The sequence below is a fragment of the Rhodoplanes sp. SY1 genome (assembly GCF_046000175.1).
GTDB lineage: Bacteria > Pseudomonadota > Alphaproteobacteria > Rhizobiales > Xanthobacteraceae > Rhodoplanes.
Map to the genome: position 1 here is coordinate 1 of NZ_JBEOMB010000326.1, position 583 is coordinate 583.

Annotated in this window: 1 protein-coding gene; it reads right to left on the reverse strand. The window is 67.8% G+C overall.

Annotation, left to right across the window (positions count from 1 at the left end; all coding sequences use genetic code 11):
* Positions 1 to 264: hypothetical protein (locus ABTU92_RS29425; protein ID WP_408095092.1), on the reverse strand; the 264-nt coding region annotated here is incomplete at its 3' end.
* Between the last annotated feature and the right edge of the window lie 319 nt (positions 265 to 583).

Genomic DNA, 583 nt, shown 5'->3' on the forward strand with positions numbered 1-583 from the left:
CGGCCCCCGGGCGACGCCGTCCCGGTCGACCAGATGCGTGTACCAGCCGAGCTCGTGGCCACCGGAAATGCCGGTGAAGACCATCGGCGTCACGATCACGATCGAGCGGCTGTCCATCCGCTCGGCTATCAGCTCGACGATTCGCTCCAGCTCCTCCACCGAGACGTGCTCGAACACGTCCTCGGAAAAGATGAAGTCGAACCGGTCCGGCAGCGACGACCAGCTGCGCTCGTCGGCGAGATGATCAGGAGTCTCAGGAGCCACATCGCACGTCGCGCGAGGCCGAACTCGTCGTTGTGGGAGCGGGACAAGACGGCGATTGGGACATGGACACGACGTGGCTCCGGTCGCCGACCGGCGCAGTGGCGAGGCGACCCGCGACACCGCCCGATGGCAGGCTGTGCGGGCAATATTGCGGAGGAGTGCAACTGTCTCTTGTACCTTATGGACAGCCCGTCTGTGACAGCCCGCCTGCGGCAGCTCGCCTGCGAGCCCTCATGAGCCCGCCCTCGTGTGCCCCCCTCGGGGAGTCCGGCCGCTAGTCGGTGGTTGCGGGGTCCGGCCCGGCGGGGCACACTCTCCC